Consider the following 16,273-nt stretch of genomic DNA (forward strand, 5'->3'; position numbering starts at 1 on the left):
CTATAAAACGTATTGGATCTTTAGCCCTAATAAACTTGCCAAATTTAATACTCTCTAGAGGTTTGGAGGTTTAATGATTGTCCCATTCCAATTGTTTAATTCTAGCACAAGGCTTCGATCTACCGTTATTTTACATAATATAGCTTCTTTGTTCGCCAAAAATATTCCTCCAAACCTTTTTATCATCGTCTTGATTTCCTGTCTGTTAAAAGTTTCCTAAATCTTTTCCATTAATAGAGCATGACAAGATGGCCATAAGAAAGAGACCATGCCATTTTGGATGGTCTCTACCTATTATTCAGTAATCGTTTCTGCAAATGTTTTACGGCCAGGGCTTACTTTATTAATATGAATATCGATTTTGCTAATGGAATCTTTGCTTAAAGGAATTTTGCCATCCTTCTCTAATCTCTTCCAAGCCTTTACATTACTACGATAGAGATATTCGGATAGGCGAAAGATATCCGCATCTATTTTTAGTCCTTCTTCAAAGGTAGTTAGGATTTCTTCCTTGACGGCTTTTTCTACTTTTTTTCTTACCTGATTGGGTGTCAGCTTCCCTTTAAAACCATTTAAAATCGTATCGAACTTTAAATTTACTTCAAACTTTACATCATTACCTTTCACAATTGGCTTGACTTTAACATCTAGCTTTTTAATATCGACGGTTAAGTAATCACTTTTTTCATTATTTTCTAATTCGACGGTGATTTCTCCTTGCTTTGTTTCATCATTCATCCACTCTATTCCACGTGCAGATTTGCCTTTAATATAGCCTTTAAAACTATCCTTTGAAAGAATACCAACGCCAGCAAAAAAGGTTTCTTTTTTGGGGCCATCCATTGTCTCCCAGTTTTCGTTGACGGTTACATAAGGAATTTTCATTTCGTGGTTGGGCTCATTTAAGCCAATGACGAGCTGTCTTAAAGTAACAGGCTCTACAAATGACTCCTGCTTCGCTGTATTTTTAGGATTACTTAATTTGGCGGCAGTTGGTGATTTCTCTAACAATGGAGAAACTAATAAAACATCCTCAATAGGATCTTGGGTACAGTAAACCCAAATATGATATCTTGTCTCTCGAAAGCGTAGAAAAGTATCAATAACCGCAATCGCATGTTCAGCTTTCATAGCACTCTCTGAGAAGAGAAGAAAGGTCATATGTCCCCAAAATACTTCTTGGTCCATTGAACGATACAATTTGTAAATGGCTTCTTCTATTGTCTTACCCTTGGCTTGACCAATTTCGGTAGGTGCTGCATTAGGGTTAGCTGATTCTGTTTTCGCTACGTTAGCAAAGTTGATAATTTGTAAGTATGCTGTATATTCATTATCCTTATAGTCAACCCCCACACCTTGTACGTAATACATTCGTTGTGGCTCTGTTACATCCCAACAGCCGGATAGCAGTAGTGTAGTCGTCAGCATTAAAATAACAATTGCAATCTGTTTTTGGCTCATATATCTCCCTACTTTTTGAAGTTCGTGTATATTAGTTTGTACAAGAACGCAAGGTATTATAAGTAGAGACCATTTAGTATGTAGGAAGTGCTGCTCTCGTCAAAATGACGTAAAGACAGCACTAATGATTTTAGTGGAAATATTTTTGGACGCGTTCAACGACCTCGTTTGCTGATAGTCCATCCGCATCAATCACAGGACCTTCCATAACTGGATCACTAATTCCCATGACATCACGATCCTGACCTGTAATAATACAAGCATCACATTTTTTCGCATCCTCTTCATTGCGAAGCTGGATGACTTCATAGCCTTGTGCTTTTAAAGCATCCTCGATATTCGTTAATGATTGTTCCACACCAATAATTCTAGACATTTCTTGTCCACCTCCTACAAGTAATGTGCCATTTCAGGTTGCTCATTATTCATACTATTTTTTAGTGGGAGAGATAATTGCTAGAGATCCGTGCGTAATAGGGGTTGTGTACTACATCTAAAAGAACCGCCTAAGCTTCGAGAAATCGTAAAATCAACAGATTCTACGGTGATACCTCTCTTCGCTAACTGCTCGCCAATCCATGTAAATTCTTTGTCTGTAATATAGACTTTTTCATTAATAGGTAAACCGTTAGTAGCAAGTTTTGCGGCATCCTCTAGGGAAACGTGAATTTTATCCCAATCTCTTAGCTGTTCGGGAATACCATCAATGAGTGCTTCCTTGCAGACAATCATTAGACCCTCTCTAACGAGGCTAAGCGCACAGTCAAGATGAAGAATGGTTGGATGAAGTGGCACTTCAACCACCGTATAATCAAAGTTACTTGCTAAATTACGCAACCATTGCACACCATTTTTATTGGAGGCTAGTCCTGAATTTCCGACGAAAATCGTTTTATCTAACACTAACACATCGCCGCCCTCTAAAAAGGGGCCAGCTTCAGAATCAAAACCATCTGCCATATCAGGCTTTGGAATGGAGACATAGAAACATTGATTTTCGTTTGCTTCCTGTACTAAAAGATTGCGTACGGGCAAAATTTCGTTGCGTCTATGTGGGAATCGAAGGGAACCCCTAGTTCTATTTTTCTAATACTTTGTTTAAAATTGCTTGTTCCAATTCCCCTTGCTGCTGTCTTTCTGGGAATACCTCATTAAAATTTTTACCGAGTGTATCAACGCTTGCATAAAGAGCTAAAGTTTCTTCTGTTAAAAATTCATCATCTGGTGGAGCCTCCTTAGCTGGAAAAGCAAATTCCGATTGCGCCATGACAACTCGTTTTAAAGGGGCAAACTCGCTTTTTACAAAAATATTCGTCATCTTACTGTCTCCTGTTGTATGATTTAGAAAAAATAGTGAAAATGTTTCCTGCGATGTTCCTTATCGTAAGGTATATGGTTCCTATATAGTCAAGAATGGGCAGTAAGGTGGTGAAAAGATGGGCATTGCAGAGGTGTTGACTATTGTCTTTGTCGTATTAAAGCTAACAGAAGTGATTACATGGTCGTGGTGGTTCGTCTTATTCCCAGCGATTCTTTCGTTTAGTCTGTATGCCATTATTGGGGTGGTGAAGCTTGGGATGGTATTGATTGCTGTGGTAGCAGTGAAAAAGAGGGAAAAGAAGGCGGACTTATGAAATCATAGTAGCCAAATCTCTAGTAATCTGAACGACCGGATCCATCTTTTGTTTTGCATAGTAACGTAGGATAGTATTGGGGATTAGGTAAGAAAAAGGTGAGGTTAGTCCAATTAGGTCCAACCTCACCACGTTATTATTTGCTTAATTCATAGGTTTTCACAGCTGGAGGAACAAAGCTTTCGCATTTATCTAATAGGGCTGCTGCGTCCTCATCAACAATAAGTGCCTCACGATATTGGGCTTTTAAAAATTGTTCATTTTGCATATGGTCAAAGAATGATATTAATAAATCAAAATAGCGTTCCAAATTGAAAATAGCACAAGGTTTTTGAAGCAGACCGATTTGATTCCACGTAAATACTTCAAAAAATTCCTCTAATGTTCCAGGTCCACCAGGAAGGGCAATAAAGCCATCTGCTAATTCCATCATTTTACTTTTACGTTCATGCATCGTCTTTACAACAATCAGCTCTGTCAGCTGTTGATGCGCAATTTCACGTTCTTCTAATAATGTCGGAATCACCCCAATAACCTTGCCGCCTTCTTCTAGCACTGTATTCGCTACTGTTGCCATGATGCCTACAGAAGCACCACCATAAATAAGCGTAATTTGTCTTTTAGCTAATTCTTTTCCTAGTAAAATCGCTCCTTGACGATAAGCGTCGGAAGCCCCTAGACTGGATCCACAAAATACGGCAATACTTTTCATAGCTGATTTCCTCCATATCTGATCGAATTCTTTTATAGTATAATTTATTTTGAAGAGGAAGGAAATGGAGGAAGTAGAATTGGAACTAAATGACTTTCAACGCTGGGTAAAGGATTACTATGAAGCACGTGGCTGGTCAGAGCTTAATATTTTTACACGTATTGGCTTCTTGGCAGAAGAAACAGGTGAGGTAGCAAGGGCGATTCGAGCAATCGAGATTGGTAGAGATCGACCAGATGAAAAAACACAATCCTTTGAAGAAAATAAGCAGGAGCTAATTGAAGAGCTAGGGGATGTCCTAGGAAATCTTATCGTGATTGCTAATCAGTACGATATTCCATTAGAAAAAATATTTGCAGCTCATCAAGACAAGCTGATAAAGCGTTATCAGGAATAGGAGGAGCAAGATGGAATATCAAGTAGAGGTTTTACGGGAACAGCATGAGGATTTTACGAATTTTTTAAGCGAAAAAATTCGTGCCTATAATAATGAGCAATCTCCTCATCATCGTGAAAGTAGAAAGAAGGATGCGGTTCTTCCTTTACAGTTAATCGTCACAGATCAGCAGCAGCAATGGATAGGTGGTATAACAGCTGAAGTCTACTGGGGATGGGTAGAAATACATAAATTTTGGTTTAGTGAAGAATATCGTGGAAAGGGAATGGGCACAAAACTCTTAGCTCAGGCAGAGTTAGTAGCCAAGGACATGGGGGCAACAAAAGCCCTACTGACAACCTACGAGTTTCAAGCGCGTTCCTTTTATGAGGCTCATGGCTATCAAGTAGTGGGAGAAATTAAAGATTATCCACCAGGCAGTAGCTACTATACGATGGTGAAAGTGCTTCCTTAACAATAGGCTGTCTAAGGAAATAGATAGCCTGTTTTAATTGACATCGCCCAAATAGATTGTTGTTTGCTGTCCTCGTATAAACTGCTGTAACGGTTGGATAAGCGCTTTGGGGTAAAGTCTATATGTATGAAGCTTTTCAATCGGTATCCATTGGGTTCCAATTTGAAGACTATCTGGATTGGTTGGTTGACAAGTTTGCGCATTTACCTGACAGAGGAAATAATATTCTACCTGATGTACATCAGCGTCAAAGGCGGCATGCTCATGATTTTGTCCGATGTATTCACGGATAAATAACAGCTCTCCAATGTGAACGGAGGAGCCAATTTCCTCAAGGCATTCCCTTTGCAATGTCTTGTGAAAGGTCTCTCCATGCTCCTGCCCACCGCCTGGGCAAAGGTAAAAGTAGCCCTCGACATCTTGATTTTTTGTTAGCAATAGTTTCCCATCCATGATGATGATGGCTTTGACAGAATTTCTAATCATCGACTTCTCCTTTTAATTGTTATTTTTCGTGATCATGACTAAAACGCTTTATGAATGTCTACCTTAGTAAAAAGGGGAGATGAAGCGTGTATTCAATGTCTAATTTTAAATTACTTGTCGAAAAACAGACTGAAATAGATACCATTTATCAAAAATGTAATGATTTAATTCAATCCAATGTTACACCAAAGCTAGATGCAGAGGTCGAGCAGTTTTTAAAGCTGGTTGAACAGCATTTGACACAGCAAGGCTTTACAATTACGAATACATCAACAGGGCTAATCGCCAATTATCAAGAGGCTGTCATTAATGTAGATAAACATTCAAAGCATTTGGAAGAATGCTTTTTTATCAATTTAAATAGTTATGCTGAGGATCAAGTCTCTATTGTACTCGATATCTCACCAACGATGCTACCGAAAATTTCAAACCAGCTCGATGGCTACACAGATATTATTGAGCAAATGACGGATAAGCTAAAGCAAGCAAAAAGTCTAGAGAAAGCCTGTACGAATCCCAAATTTCTTTATAAAACGCAAAGCAACAAAGTTTTTCATACCCCTCAGGAAGTGTTGGATTATTATTTTCAAGGATAGAGAAATAGCTAGGAAAAACTAGTAGGTGTATAAAAAGTGGAAACTTGATGTTGAGGACTGACCTCAACAGTATAGACAAATAAAAAAACACCTTCGATTGAATATGGGGTTAAAAACTAAATTTCAATTGGGAGGTGATTTTTCTAAGAGTAAAAGGTTTTAAATGAATGAATTGATACCTTTTGTGAAATAAATATAAAAAGGATGATGATTCCATTACAAATCACCATCCTTTTTAGTGTGTTAAATAACTAAAACATACTTAAACGGTAAATAAATCATTCCTTAATCCGTTTCAAAGGGCTTTTCTTTATATTTGGAAACATCATAATGCCCAATTAATTGATAATTACTAGACGTTTCATCGTCAACCTTAAATTTATTGAAATCAGCTACATCCAGTGCATCTGTCATCATCTTCAATAAATATTGTGGTTCCGGAGCTTCTTCTACTGCGGTAAGAACTAGTGCATTTCGTAAATAATGCTGTGAGAGTAATTGAGCATTGAAGTCTAGCCTATTTGCTTCAGCAAAAAGCTTCATGAAAATCGATACCGTTCGCGTATTTCCTTCTCGGAAAGGATGAACACGCCAAAGTTTTGTCATAAATGAAGAAAAGTCCTCTACAAGGCGAGGATTAGAATACTTCCATTGCTTAGATTTAGACCAACTGAAAATAGTTTTTAAATCAGATACAATGTGATCTTTATCACTATAAGCAACAGATAATCCATTTAAAACATGTTCACTTTTATAAATATTGACTGTTCGGAATTCTCCTGCCCATGAATATAGCTCATGAAAAAGGAAGTGATGAATCGTTTGGAGACTTTTATATTTTTGGAAGTCAATATCCTGCGTGATAGAAGAAATATCTATAATCCCAGCGATTAACAGTTGTGCTTCAACGTCAATCAATTGTTGTTCATCTCGAATATTTAATTTGTTGATTAAGACATTTGCATTAGGATAAATATATGGGTCCATAAACTACTGTGAAACCCTTGTATATTTTTCAACAATCGCTTGTTTCAATTGGCTGGATGATACTTGACCATTTTCATATTGGTTTAAGAGGTTCTGTGTAAATGCGCTCGGTTTTCCACCGTCAATGGCCGCCATACCAACTGCGAATTGCACTTGCTTTTTACGTTCTAAGGATGAATTTTCTTTCATAAATAACACCCCTCACTTTAATGGTATATCTATTATATCAGTTTTATGCATCAGGAGATAGTTAGATCACTGCCCGATGCCTACTGACATAGTTCAATCTTTGTCAGTAGCATTTACAGTTTGAGTGAGAAAATTCAATAGGTGCCAGTGGAAAAAGTTAGAGCTAGGCAATCCTATAATCAAAGTGGGTGAAATTTTACGAAGAGTAAAATTTCACCCACTTTTTCTATTCGGAGAAGAGGTTTTGTTCTAGTCTTTCATCTATCTAAAAGCAATAGCGATTGGAAGCCCGCTTTCTTCCATTATCGAATAAACTTTCTCCCGCAAAGCCACATCATCAAGGATAGACCTAAGAAATAGAGTGGCATTGTCAGTAAAGAACCGTTATGCAGTAAGCTCATACCAGATGTGATGGCACTGACGAGTAAGTAATAGCCGAGACTAAAGATAGCGCCTGCTGTGCCAATGACATCCTGAAAATCTACTAACGCTAAACTTAAGCAATTAGGAAGTGCAATGCCCGAGCCTAGCAGTGTTATAAAGATAGTAATCAGCATACTAATGGCCATCATGCTCGCGTGCAATGGTAGCGTACAGACGATGGTCAAAAGCAAAGTGCCACCAAGCATTACCAAACAGCCAACATGAATGATTTTTTGTGGCGGATGGCTGATGACGAGTCGCTTTGAAATCATAGCCCCTATTATGGAAGCAAGGGCAACGATAATGCCAAGAAATCCGTACAGGCCAGGTGACAGTCGGAAATGCTCAATGAATATAAAGGGTGCTTCGGCATAGTAGCTAAATAGAATACCATTGATGCCTCCAATTAGTAGACCATAGACAAGCACGATGGGTGAAGCGAAAATGCGTTTGACGACAGGCAAAATCGCAGTTCTTTGTCTTGTTGCAGGATTGGTTGTTTCTGGAAGTCTGCAATAAGCATAGATAAATAACAAAATACTCATGATGACAAGGACAAAAAACACGGCTCGAAAGCCTAGTGCTTGATCCACCCAACCACCAATCAACGGCCCTACCGCTGGGGTAAAGGCAATGACGGCTGAAATTTGAGCAAACATTGCATGGCGTTGACTTCCCGTCACACTTTCACGCAAAATGGTTTGCGTAATAATGGAGCCAGTGGCAGCGCCGAATGCTTGGAGCAATCGACTTGCTAATAGAAAAGGAATTGTCTCTGCATAAAAGCAGAGTAGGCTACCTATTCCATAAAAAATTAAACCGCCTAGCATGGCAGGTCTACGGCCAATCAAATCAGAAATCCATCCCCAGCAGAAAACGCCGAATGCAAAGCCAATAAAATAGATACTTAATGTTAATTGGACAGAGCTATTGGCTACACCAAGTGCAGAGGCAATGTCCGGAAGTGATGGTGTGTATATTGTTTCACTAATTTGTGGAAAAGCCACAAGAACAATCATTAATAATAAAGATGGTACTGCCTGTTTTTTCAACATATTGCCCTCCTACAAGCAAAATTCTACTTTGTTAGATACAAGTAGATTGCGTAGCTAGGGAAACGGCGGGACCATTATAAGAATACGTTCATAGGATGTCATGTTGAAATCACCTTTATATGCTTGAAGTAGGAGTGCATAGTCTAGCAACTATTATAGGCTATTTTACAATACTTATATAGTAATAATTGCTAAAGCTAAGAGATATTGCTTGTACATGGAAGGGGGATTTTGTAAAATGGAACAAACGTTCTTTTAAATTTGGATGACAGAGGGTGTATCTAATTGAATTTTGAGCTAACTTTATTTACTTCTACCGATATTCAGGGATTAATCGAGCTATCAGCTTCCGTTGGATGGGATTACGATGCCTACGAAATTGAAACGATTATGGCAGCAGGTAGAATAGTTGGACATAAAAATAGGGAAGGGAAAATTGTTTCCTGTGCAGCCATTATTCCCTACGATACAAATGTAGCTTCCATTGGTATGGTGATTGTGCATGAGCAATGCAGAGGTTTTGGCTTAGGTAGAATCGTTACACAAGCCTGTATCGATAGTGTTTCAGTGGAAACAGCGATTATGCTCGTAGCTACAAAAGAAGGACAACCTTTATATCAAAAGATGGGCTTCACGACTGTTGAGCATGTACATAAATATTTGGCAGACAAATTTGTTGAGACGACAAGAGAATCCGATTTTTTAGGCACCATCAAAGAATTTCAAGAGCAGGATTTTGAACAGCTTGCCAAGCTTGACGCAGCAGCCTTTGGGGATAGTAGAAGAATCTTTCTGCGTAAAAGAATACAGCAGTCACAGCGCTGTGTTGTTGTGAAAAATCAGGACAATCAAATGATTGGCTATGGCTTAACGATCGCGGGGCCGATTTATCTTCTTTTAGGACCAATCGTCGCGCCAAGTAAAGAAATAGCGCATGATATTATCAATGAATTGGCTAAGGGGTATCAGGGGAAATTACGTATCGACTGTCCATCTGTTCAAATGGAGCTTGGTCCAATTTTACAACAGAGTGGTTTTACGATGGCTGCAACACCACCAATCATGATCCGTAATGCCAAAAAAATACCTACAAGAAATCAAACATTATTTGCTCTAGCAGCACAAGCCTTTGGTTAATCAAACGTGCAAGCCTACTTTGGGGTTTGCACGTTTATGTTGTTAAAAAAGGATTTTGAAGGAAGAGTAGAGAATGATATGGATGGTAGAGGAGGGGAACAGCATGTTTCCAGAATTAGAGACAGCAAGACTTAGATTAAGAGAACTCACAGAGGAGGATGTTCCTGCGATTTTTCGTTGTTTTTCCAATGAGGCTTTAACACGCTATTATGGGCAGGAGCCTTTTGCCGACTTAAAGCAGGCCGAGCAATTAATCAAGCAATTTGCCAAAACTTTTGAGGAAAAGCGCGGGATTCGTTGGGGAATTGAACGAAAAGATTCGAATGAAGTGATTGGTACAGTGGGCTTCCATTTATGGTCAGCGGCACATCAACGAGCAGAAATTGGCTATGAAATTCATCCTGATTACTGGCGGCAGGGTTATACAAAAGAAGCTGTGCAGAAAGTAATTGCATATGGTTTTGGGGATATGAACTTAAACAGGATTGGAGCCATTGTTTTTTTAGAGAATGAGGCATCTTCCAAGCTTTTAATTCAGCTTGGATTCCAACAGGAAGGCATATTGAGGGACTATATGTATCAAAAGGGACAAGCACATGATACATTTATCTATTCTTTGTTAAAAAAAGATGATTAACGTAGCTTTAGCGCTTTTATAGAATAATCATTTACTTGGAAATGGATAATAAATAATAATTTAGATCGAGTTTTGAGGCTGCTTTTTTCGGTTATAGTTCTTATATGAACAACAATTCATAAGTTCGTGTAAAAAAGTAACAGATGAGGGGCTGGGTGTTATGGAGCAATATAGCACAGCTTATTTTCAAAAGCTAGATTTACTGTCAAGCTTATACGCAGGACAGGCTGCTTTAAAGGATTCCATTCCAACTGAGAAGGTCAAGCGAATGGAGCGGTATCAACAAATTGAAGCGGCGATTACAAAACTAAATAACGAAATTAGAATAATTGAACGGACCATATTAAAGTCCACCCATCCTACTAGAAATAGTTAATGGAAGTTTAACCCATGCATTTCCTTGCATGGGTTTTTCGTTTGATAAGGTAATCTTATGTATTTTCATAATAATTATAGATTTTTCTTATGGTTGATCTACTAGTACACTAAAATAAAAGGGGAGGGTGAAGAGAATGGGGATTGATTTCCACAATCAGCAACATCGTACGTCTTATACAACAAGACAGGCAGATAGCACATGGAAGGCAGCGTTAGCGAAACATATTCCTTTTCATCGTATGGGAAAGGCAGTAGATATCGGCTGTGGCGGAGGAATTTATGCCAAGGCACTTGTCGACATGGGGGTGGCATCTGTAACAGGTGTAGACTTTTCACTAGCCATGCTAGACGGAGCGAAAGAAAATTGTCGAGCATATCCGCAAATCACATTTGTCCAAGGAAATGCTTTCAATACAGGGCTTGCAGGGGATACTTTTGATATCGTGCTTGAACGAGCCTTAATTCATCATATACAAGATGTCAAAGCATGCTTTCAAGAGGCATTTCGGCTTTTACAGCAAGGCGGTTATTTTATCGTACAGGATCGCACCCCAGAGGATTGCATACTTCCAGGGGATGCTCATCATATAAGGGGCTATTTCTTTGAAAGTTTTCCTTCGCTTATTCAAAAGGAAGTAGAGCGCAGACACAATAGTCAGTTGGTGACAGAAAGCTTACAAGAAGTAGGCTTTCAAGAAATTAGTGAGCTCAAACTATGGGAGACGAGACAGGTCTATACCAATAAGGAGCAATTATTGGCTGATTTACAAGGTAGAGTGGGGCGTAGTCTATTACATGAATTGAATGACAACCAATTATCGACCCTTCTTGAGGATATAAGGAATGCGATCACAACAGAAGGTTCCATTATGGAAAAGGATCGATGGACGATTTGGATCGCCAAGAAAAAATAATAACCACCTTCTGGAGAGGATCAACCCTCTCCATTTTTATTCGATTGCAGCACTCTGCTTTCACAGAGCTATATCCGTCAATTTACAGGATTTATCCGCCACTTTTAACTTTCTATCCGTCACTTTCGGATTGCTATCCACTACTTTGTACATTTTATCCGCTTTCCCATAGAAAACCCTCATTATTTAGCAAGTGCTAGCAAAAATTTATCGCGGTCTGCTTCTTCCTGCATTTTACTATCGACAAGCATTGCACCTGATTGAACACTTGTGATGTCGTTGTCTACAAGAAACTGTACATTGACTTTGGCTATTTCATTGTTAACCGTGCAATCACCCTCAAACTCTACAACATCCTGTCCCTTTTGTGTTTCAAAATAGACCCAATATGGATTTTCACAGGCAGAGGCAAAGGCACTCTCCAAAGTTTTTGTACTATTTTCATAGGAATAGTTTTTTACGTATGTAATATATTCATTGTCGGTAATATCCTTTTGTGGACCATAGAAGTACCAAAATACCGCTAAGATACCGATTGGCACAATCCACAATATATTTCTTTTACTTAATTTCCCCATGTGTTATATCCCCCTTTATGTGAATATTTTAACATCTTCTTTTGCATTTTTGCTAGCTTACGATAATATTTTCTATTGAAGGCTGCGATTCTGTTCACAGCGTGAGTTTTGAATTCAGTTGACAGTTATGATAACGTTAGTTGATAGATTTGTTTCGATGTCGCCAAATGGCTTGGTGAAGGAGGTTTTTACATGCATAAAAGAAGACGTGGTGTGCTGCTAATTCTTGTGCTGATGTTAATGGGTCTAGCCTTTTTTATCGGCATGAAAATGAGACCAGTCACACAACCGACTAGAAATCCTGAGACAACGCCCGTTCAAGAGGATGCGTCTGAACAGGAAGGTGGTTCAGAGAATATTGAGGTTCTCATACAGGAGATTGCTCAATTAGCACGAGAAGGAAAAGTACCTGATGTGCCATTTGCAGCAGGAGATACAGAACAACAAGCGGTTCGTGAGCAATGGGGAGAACCGCAGCAGGTCACTGAATCCGCCAATGGACAATATGAAGATTATGAGGATGTGACGATTGGTTATCGAGGTTCACAGGCCTTCGATATCCGTTCATCGAAAGAGAATATCAAAAGCATTCGTTTAGCAGATATTAAAAATAAGTTGGGTGAACCTGATGAAGTTCGTTACTATCAGGATCCATCAACCAATCAAATTATTCTTGTCTACCAAGTAAATGCCAGCTATCAATTAAAGTGGATTTTACCCAAACCGACTGACAGTGATGCCAATCCTGCCGTTCATCATATATCAGTCTATACGGAACTTAAGCCACAAGCGCCAGATAGGCTGGAACAAATGACATTGGACGAGAAAATCGGTCAAATGATGTTTGCAGGTGTTTCAGGCACGACGCTTCAGCCGGAGACAACAAGCCTTATTCAAAAGACTAAAGTAGGTGGTTTGATCCTTTATGGCAATAATCTTGAAACACCCCAGCAAACAGTCACATTGATGAATGACTTAATGGCTGCCAATTCGAAGAATCAGCTACCACTTTTCCTTGGCACCGACCAAGAGGGTGGAAAAGTAGTCAGATTACCAGGCGCTTTAAACAATTTCCCAACGAACCAAAAAATTGGGGACATTAACCAATCCAAGTTTTCATTTGAAGTAGGCCAATTATTAGGAGAGCAATTAAGGGCATTTGGCTTCAATCTGGACTTTGCGCCTGTATTAGATGTCAATAGCAATCCGAATAATCCAATTATCGGGGATCGTTCGTTTTCCAATGATCCAGCTATCGTCAGCAAATTGGGCATTCAAACAATGAAGGGTCTGGAGTCGGAGCAGGTTATTCCTGTCGTGAAGCATTTCCCTGGGCATGGTGACACATCTGTGGACTCTCACTTAGAATTGCCAAAGGTGGCAAAAAGCTTGAACGATTTGAATCAGCTAGAGCTTGTCCCATTTAAAGAGGCCATTAACAATGGTGCAGATGTCGTCATGGTCGCACATATTTTATTGCCAAAAATTGATCCACAGTATCCTTCCTCAATGTCGAAGGAAATTATCACGGGTATGCTAAGAAAGCAGCTGGGCTTTGATGGTGTTGTGATGACTGATGATATGACGATGAAAGCCATCACGAATCATTATGCGATCGGGCAAGCAGCTGTTGATTCGATCAAGGCTGGTAGTGATATTATTTTAATCGCTCATGAATATGCCAATATTACAGCAGCGATAGAAGCGGTGAAGGTAGCCGTCAGCAATGGGGAAATAACAGAGGACCGCATAAATGAAAGTGTCCAAAGAATCCTAAAACTAAAAGAAAAATATCAGCTTGTCAATCAGCCCGTGCCAGCAGTCGATATCAACAAGCTTAACACGGGCATCGAAAAAGTTTTGAATACGTATATGAAATAAAGGCGAAAAGGGACATACAGCTACCGGTGTATGTTCCTTTTTGTGAATGATGGATGGGGTGAGAATAGGGATAACGAATTCAAATATGAATTCGTTGCCATGCTGGACTTCGTTAAAATCCAAGCAAGATAGCTTCAGTGAGCGTACAGCAGCCATTGTCTCTGCTTTCCTCATATCCTTTGCTAACGTTGGCTCGATTGGTACTATCGTAGGTGCAGTAAAAGGGTTAAATGAAAAGCAGGGCAACGTGGTGGCACGCTTTGGATTAAAATTGCTATACGGTGCCTCACTTTTAAGTGTACTATCCGCGATCATTATTGGGATTGTGTTTTAAATAGAAGAAATTAGAAGGGCATATTTTAGGCGTATCAATCTCTAAAATATGCTTTTTTTGATTTTTTGACGGGTTAGAAATATTGTAACTTTCTTCCACAATTTTCGTTTGATCTAGTATGAGGTTTAATTGTACTAAAAGTATAAAAATCATAAGAGGATGGATTAGAATGAAAATTTTTTATCATTGTTTCATCATGTGGATACCTTTTATAGTGCTGTTTGCCTTAGCAGGATTTGGCTTAGAAGTTTTAGAAGGAAGAAAAATCAGAACATCAGAATATATGACGGGATTTCGTGATTTAGGCGTTGGTTATATGTTCTTAATGGGTTCTTTTGCTTTTATTCTCTATCCGATTTCGTTTTTACCGCTAACATTTATTGTGAGTCGTTTTATGAAAAATGGGCTGTTCAAAGTGGTTCCCTTTACTTTATTTGGTGGGGCAATAGGGGCTTTTTCTTTAACAATCATCTATGATTCGCGATTTATAGAAGAATATAATATAAGTATTGTCAATTCCATGCTTATTTTTGGGATTGCGGGTTTCCTCTACGCTTTAGTAGAAAATGCGGTGAAGAAAAATATAAAATTTGTTTAACGAATAAAGTGTACCCTTTGTAAAGGACATTTTGAAAAAGGTTAGGCAACTTCTTGAAGCTGCAGTCTGTATTTTACAGGCGGCAGCTTTTTTAAATCCCACGGACCTCGATAATGGTTATAATAGATCATATAGCTTTTCACTTCTTGTTTTACGTCTTCCAATGTCTCACAATCTTTTATATTCGTCTCATCTTTAAAATGCCCAAAGAATGATTCTTGAGGTGCGTTGTCCCAACAGTTTCCTCGGCGTGACATCGATTGACCTAAGCCCATTTGTTTCACGAGTTTTTGGAACGCTGGATTGGTATAATGAAAACCTTGGTCTGAGTGGATGAAGGCGTCCTGAGCTAGATGCTTTAGCTTTTTCAGTTTTTTCAAAGTGTCGAGCACAATTTCCATTGTGATGCTATCTGCTACTTCATACGCCAAAATCTCATTCGTCTCAGCGTCTTTAATCGTTGATAAATAAGCACGTTTACCATTTTTATATGTCAAATACGTGATATCTGTTAAGAGGACTTTACCAGCCACGCCTTGTTTAAATTGGCGTTCGAGCATATGTGGACACGTACGATGTTCTTGTGTGGCTTTGGCTAGACGACGGTAAGGATTCGCTTTACGAATTGGACAGATAACCCCGAACTTCTTCATAATGCGGCGAATTCGCTTCAGATTATAGGTAATACCATATTGATGGTGAAGCGTCATTTTGATTTGACGTGCGCCTTTGTGACGTCGTCGGAATCGATACGCTTTTAAAATCACTTCCTTTACGACTTCATCTGCTTGGTGTTTCATCGCTCTTTTTTGAAGAGATTCTTCCTTAAAATAGTTATAATAGCCTGAGCGTGATACCTCCAACACTTCACAAAGATAGCGTACCATTCGCTTCAATCCATACGTTTCAATCGTTTGACCAATCAGTTCAAATTTCAGTTCTGGTGCGAGTTTTATTTCTTTTTCAACATCTGCCTTTCGAGTAAATCGATCTTTTTTAATAGTTCGTTTTCAGCTTCTAGTAAACGCATTTTTGCTTCAAGTCGTGCATACTTTTCCTCTATACTTAATTCTCGCTCGATAGGACGTCCTGTACTGTGTTTTCGAGAATCTTCTAAACCGGTGATTCCACGTTTTTTATAAGCTGCTCTCCACCTAGTACCTGCTCTGTGAATACGTGTTATACCAATCGCTTCCACGTCAAATCCCGCTTCTTCAAAAATTTCTCTTGGTAATTTTCCTGTTTCAGATTGTGCAATAAATAAGCGTTTAAACTCATCCGTATACGTAATCGCTTTATTGCTCACAGCTTTTACATACGGATTCTTTTTTAATTCATTTTGTTGGTGGGGTGTTAAAAAGTTCTTAGTCATAGTAGTGGCTCCGAATCTTGTTTTTTTCAATTATAAACAAAAATGCCCTA

Annotated in this window: 21 protein-coding genes and 1 pseudogene; 11 read left to right on the forward strand and 11 right to left on the reverse strand. The window is 38.9% G+C overall.

The window, feature by feature from the left end:
- Positions 1–294 precede the first annotated feature (294 nt).
- The 4 genes from HCH28_RS22625 to HCH28_RS25230 form a co-directional block, all read right to left on the reverse strand.
- A complete protein-coding gene (locus HCH28_RS22625) occupies positions 295–1,461 on the reverse strand; it encodes a Ger(x)C family spore germination protein (RefSeq protein WP_221683195.1) in 1,167 nt (388 codons plus the stop codon).
- A 130-nt stretch (positions 1,462–1,591) separates the two neighbouring features.
- Positions 1,592–1,837 (reverse strand): YkuS family protein, encoded by a 246-nt coding sequence (locus tag HCH28_RS22630; protein ID WP_202341897.1) that lies wholly within the window; start codon positions 1,835–1,837, stop codon positions 1,592–1,594.
- 80 nt (positions 1,838–1,917) lie between these two features.
- Positions 1,918–2,496, reverse strand: coding sequence for a dimethylarginine dimethylaminohydrolase family protein (locus HCH28_RS22635; RefSeq protein ID WP_255601730.1), 579 nt, complete (start codon positions 2,494–2,496; stop codon positions 1,918–1,920).
- 43 nt (positions 2,497–2,539) lie between these two features.
- Entirely contained in the window at positions 2,540–2,779 is a 240-nt protein-coding gene (locus HCH28_RS25230; protein ID WP_255601731.1) for a hypothetical protein, read from the reverse strand.
- Positions 2,780–2,897: 118 nt separating this feature from the next.
- Here HCH28_RS25230 and HCH28_RS22640 point away from each other — a divergent pair, with 118 nt between their 5' ends.
- The gene (locus tag HCH28_RS22640) at positions 2,898–3,095 is read left to right on the forward strand and encodes a transmembrane Fragile-X-F protein (protein ID WP_221683196.1); all 198 of its coding nucleotides are present in this window, start codon (positions 2,898–2,900) and stop codon (positions 3,093–3,095) included.
- Positions 3,096–3,231: 136 nt separating this feature from the next.
- Here HCH28_RS22640 and HCH28_RS22645 read toward each other — a convergent pair whose 3' ends face one another.
- Positions 3,232–3,807 carry an LOG family protein gene (locus HCH28_RS22645; protein ID WP_221683197.1) on the reverse strand — a complete coding sequence of 192 codons (576 nt, stop codon included), beginning with the start codon at positions 3,805–3,807 and terminating at the stop codon, positions 3,232–3,234.
- A 64-nt stretch (positions 3,808–3,871) separates the two neighbouring features.
- Between HCH28_RS22645 and HCH28_RS22650 the strand changes: the two genes are divergently transcribed.
- Positions 3,872–4,204, forward strand: coding sequence for a MazG nucleotide pyrophosphohydrolase domain-containing protein (locus HCH28_RS22650; RefSeq protein ID WP_370635396.1), 333 nt, complete (start codon positions 3,872–3,874; stop codon positions 4,202–4,204).
- A 10-nt stretch (positions 4,205–4,214) separates the two neighbouring features.
- Positions 4,215–4,658: a GNAT family N-acetyltransferase gene (locus HCH28_RS22655; RefSeq protein ID WP_221683198.1), complete on the forward strand. Its 444-nt coding sequence runs from the start codon at positions 4,215–4,217 to the stop codon at positions 4,656–4,658.
- Between the two features lie 33 nt (positions 4,659–4,691).
- Here the strand turns inward: HCH28_RS22655 and HCH28_RS22660 are convergent, their stop codons facing one another.
- On the reverse strand, positions 4,692–5,144 hold the full coding sequence (locus HCH28_RS22660) for an NUDIX domain-containing protein (RefSeq protein WP_221683199.1): 453 nt from the start codon (positions 5,142–5,144) through the stop codon (positions 4,692–4,694).
- Positions 5,145–5,239: 95 nt separating this feature from the next.
- Between HCH28_RS22660 and HCH28_RS22665 the strand changes: the two genes are divergently transcribed.
- Positions 5,240–5,740: a hypothetical protein gene (locus HCH28_RS22665; RefSeq protein ID WP_255601736.1), complete on the forward strand. Its 501-nt coding sequence runs from the start codon at positions 5,240–5,242 to the stop codon at positions 5,738–5,740.
- A gap of 285 nt (positions 5,741–6,025) precedes the next feature.
- On the opposite strand, the gene HCH28_RS22670 is transcribed toward HCH28_RS22665, so the two are convergent.
- The 3 genes from HCH28_RS22670 to HCH28_RS22680 form a co-directional block, all read right to left on the reverse strand.
- Entirely contained in the window at positions 6,026–6,727 is a 702-nt protein-coding gene (locus HCH28_RS22670) for a Fic/DOC family protein (RefSeq protein WP_221683201.1), read from the reverse strand.
- A 3-nt stretch (positions 6,728–6,730) separates the two neighbouring features.
- On the reverse strand, positions 6,731–6,916 hold the full coding sequence (locus tag HCH28_RS22675; protein WP_221683202.1) for an antitoxin VbhA family protein: 186 nt from the start codon (positions 6,914–6,916) through the stop codon (positions 6,731–6,733).
- A 302-nt stretch (positions 6,917–7,218) separates the two neighbouring features.
- Positions 7,219–8,391 carry a multidrug effflux MFS transporter gene (locus HCH28_RS22680; protein ID WP_221683216.1) on the reverse strand — a complete coding sequence of 391 codons (1,173 nt, stop codon included), beginning with the start codon at positions 8,389–8,391 and terminating at the stop codon, positions 7,219–7,221.
- A gap of 288 nt (positions 8,392–8,679) precedes the next feature.
- On the opposite strand from HCH28_RS22680, the gene HCH28_RS22685 reads away from it, so the two are divergent.
- The 4 genes from HCH28_RS22685 to HCH28_RS22700 all read left to right on the forward strand — a co-directional run bounded on the left by HCH28_RS22685 (position 8,680) and on the right by HCH28_RS22700 (position 11,460).
- Positions 8,680–9,531 (forward strand): GNAT family N-acetyltransferase, encoded by an 852-nt coding sequence (locus HCH28_RS22685; RefSeq protein WP_221683203.1) that lies wholly within the window; start codon positions 8,680–8,682, stop codon positions 9,529–9,531.
- A 103-nt stretch (positions 9,532–9,634) separates the two neighbouring features.
- The gene (locus tag HCH28_RS22690) at positions 9,635–10,168 is read left to right on the forward strand and encodes a GNAT family N-acetyltransferase (RefSeq protein ID WP_221683204.1); all 534 of its coding nucleotides are present in this window, start codon (positions 9,635–9,637) and stop codon (positions 10,166–10,168) included.
- A 160-nt stretch (positions 10,169–10,328) separates the two neighbouring features.
- Positions 10,329–10,544 carry a hypothetical protein gene (locus tag HCH28_RS22695; protein ID WP_221683205.1) on the forward strand — a complete coding sequence of 72 codons (216 nt, stop codon included), beginning with the start codon at positions 10,329–10,331 and terminating at the stop codon, positions 10,542–10,544.
- A gap of 136 nt (positions 10,545–10,680) precedes the next feature.
- Complete coding sequence (locus HCH28_RS22700) at positions 10,681–11,460, forward strand: class I SAM-dependent methyltransferase (protein ID WP_221683206.1); 780 nt, start codon at positions 10,681–10,683, stop codon at positions 11,458–11,460.
- 182 nt (positions 11,461–11,642) lie between these two features.
- Here HCH28_RS22700 and HCH28_RS22705 read toward each other — a convergent pair whose 3' ends face one another.
- Complete coding sequence (locus HCH28_RS22705; protein ID WP_221683207.1) at positions 11,643–12,038, reverse strand: glucosamine 6-phosphate synthetase; 396 nt, start codon at positions 12,036–12,038, stop codon at positions 11,643–11,645.
- Between the two features lie 192 nt (positions 12,039–12,230).
- Here HCH28_RS22705 and nagZ point away from each other — a divergent pair, with 192 nt between their 5' ends.
- The 3 genes and pseudogenes from nagZ (at position 12,231) to HCH28_RS22720 (ending at position 14,851) form a co-directional block, all read left to right on the forward strand.
- On the forward strand, positions 12,231–13,919 hold the full coding sequence (gene nagZ, locus HCH28_RS22710) for a beta-N-acetylhexosaminidase (protein ID WP_221683208.1): 1,689 nt from the start codon (positions 12,231–12,233) through the stop codon (positions 13,917–13,919).
- A 133-nt stretch (positions 13,920–14,052) separates the two neighbouring features.
- Positions 14,053–14,253, forward strand: a pseudogene (locus HCH28_RS22715) (nucleoside transporter C-terminal domain-containing protein); the annotation flags it as partial.
- A 169-nt stretch (positions 14,254–14,422) separates the two neighbouring features.
- The gene (locus HCH28_RS22720) at positions 14,423–14,851 is read left to right on the forward strand and encodes a hypothetical protein (protein ID WP_221683210.1); all 429 of its coding nucleotides are present in this window, start codon (positions 14,423–14,425) and stop codon (positions 14,849–14,851) included.
- A 41-nt stretch (positions 14,852–14,892) separates the two neighbouring features.
- Here HCH28_RS22720 and HCH28_RS22725 read toward each other — a convergent pair.
- Positions 14,893–16,223 (reverse strand): IS3 family transposase gene (locus tag HCH28_RS22725; protein WP_370635397.1). Its coding sequence is split into 2 segments (ribosomal slippage): positions 14,893–15,836 and positions 15,836–16,223, totalling 1,332 coding nucleotides; the frame shifts between segments, so codons are not numbered across the junction.
- Positions 16,224–16,273: the final 50 nt, after the last annotated feature.

The organism is Lysinibacillus sp. K60 (genome assembly GCF_019731275.1).
GTDB lineage: Bacteria > Bacillota > Bacilli > Bacillales_A > Planococcaceae > Lysinibacillus > Lysinibacillus capsici.